2 protein-coding genes and 1 pseudogene are annotated in these 1,616 nt (G+C 73.4%); all 3 read right to left on the bottom strand.

The genetic code is table 11. The features are described 5' to 3' along the window. The coding region (locus tag H5J30_RS36115) for a DUF6271 family protein (protein ID WP_309505694.1) at positions 1 to 119 on the bottom strand (119 nt) is incomplete at its 3' end. Continuing rightward, on the bottom strand, positions 101 to 1,201 hold the full coding sequence (locus H5J30_RS32080; protein ID WP_181791130.1) for a phytanoyl-CoA dioxygenase family protein: 1,101 nt from the start codon (positions 1,199 to 1,201) through the stop codon (positions 101 to 103). The genes H5J30_RS36115 and H5J30_RS32080, both read right to left, overlap by 19 nt. 40 nt (positions 1,202 to 1,241) lie before the next feature. Beyond that, positions 1,242 to 1,616, bottom strand: a pseudogene (locus tag H5J30_RS32075) (glycoside hydrolase family 3 protein); the annotation flags it as partial.

The raw sequence follows: 1,616 nt of genomic DNA, 5'->3' as shown, positions 1-1,616 counted from the left end.
ATCAGGAAGTGGACCTCGGCGCCGAAGTGGGCGGCGGCGTGGGCGGCTTCCTCGTGGACGGCGGCGATGGTGGCCGCGCAGGCGCGGTTCGTGGGCAGCGTCAGGCAGATGCGTGCCACGCCCGCTCCCCGGTCCGTTCCGTCTCCTGCGCCGCCGCCCCGTCCGCCCGGGTCCCGTTGTCCGCCGCCGGGCGCCAGGAGTCGGCCCCGAGGAGCTTGCGGCCGAGGCCGGTCAGCTCGGTCGGCCCGTACCGCTCGGCCTCGTGCCGGCGGGCGTCGCCGAGGAGGGTGGCGTTCCAGTCGGGCGTGCTCAGGGTGCGCCAGGACTCGACGCGCGAGCGGCGCAGCCGCTCGTGCTCCTCCAGGGCGGGCATCATCGCGAGGTACTGCACGGCGCGTACGCCGCTGTCGGAGGCGTTCGCGGCGACGCCGTGGGCCAGCAGCCCGTTCCAGATGAGCAGGTCGCCCGCGGCCAGGTCGGGGCGTACGACGGGGAACTCGGCGCGGTCGGTGTTCGGCCGGATCGGGTCGCGGCCGGCGGGCTGGGCGAGCTTCCACTTCTCGAAGTCGCGGAAGAGGTCGGGCGCGCACTGGAAGCCGCCGTGGTCGGGGCGGGTGTCGTTGAGGGCGATGATGCCCTGGACGCGCTGCGGGAGGACGGCGAGGGTGGTGTCGACGTCCCAGTGCAGCTCGATGTCGAAGCCGGTGTCGGTGGGCTCGATGAGGGTGCGGCTGCGGTTGCCGACGTTGGGCGGGTTGAGGTTCAGGCGATCGAGGGTCACCCACAGCTCGTCGCAGTCCCACACGTCGGCGAAGGCGTCGTAGACGCGGCGGGTCTGGCGGCTGTCCCAGATCAGCTGGTGCTGGTACGCCTCGACGAAGCCGTAGACGTGCAGGTCGCGGTCGAGGTCGGAGCGGAACTCGCGGTCCTCGTACCAGGTCTCGGGGCGGTCGGGGTCCAGGCCCTGGAAGTCCCAGGCGAAGTCGAGGAGCAGGGCGGCGGCTTCGGCGGGTATCGCCTCTTTGACCACGACGTAGCCGTAGGTCTGCCAGAACGCGTAGTCCTCGTCGGACAGCACGCGCAGCGGACGGGACTTGCGGATGTCGCGTAACGGGGTACGGGCGAGGTAGGACTCGCCGTCGGCGCTGAAGTACGGGGTGTCGGAAGCGGCACGGTAAAGGTACGGGCCGGGGTCGGGCATGGAACGTCCTCCAGAGGTGGAACCGTGTTGCGTGCTGCCGTCACACCGCGCCGGTGAGGACCTCGGCCGCGGCGATGCCGGAGACGCGCGTGGCACCGTGGGTCGACAGGTGCACGGCGCCGAGCCGGTCCTCGGCGGGCAGGCCCATCTCGACGACGAGCGCGTCGGGCCGGCGCCGCACCAGGTCGGCCAGGGCCTGCCACATCCACGGGTGGCGGGCGGCGTCACGGACGACGACGACCAGCTCACGGCCGTCGGCCGGGCGCAGCGCCCGCCCGTCGAGCACGTCCGCGGCGCCGGCGGCGCCGGTCAGCTCGGACTCGCCGATGCGCACCGACGTGGTGCCGGGGCGCATCGCGCGCAGCGGGTCGGCGACGCCCCAGGGCGTACGGCCGTCGATGGCGAGGCTGGTGAC

It is taken from the genome of Streptomyces phytophilus (assembly GCF_013870535.1).
In the GTDB taxonomy this organism is placed as follows: domain Bacteria; phylum Actinomycetota; class Actinomycetes; order Streptomycetales; family Streptomycetaceae; genus Streptomyces; species Streptomyces phytophilus.
This window is presented reverse-complemented; position numbering and strand designations above follow the sequence as displayed.

Excerpts from the sequence above, each read along its gene's own strand:
- H5J30_RS32080 (WP_181791130.1), bottom strand. The coding sequence starts at position 1,201 with ATGCCCGACCCCGGCCCGTACCTTTACCGTGCCGCTTCCGACACCCCG.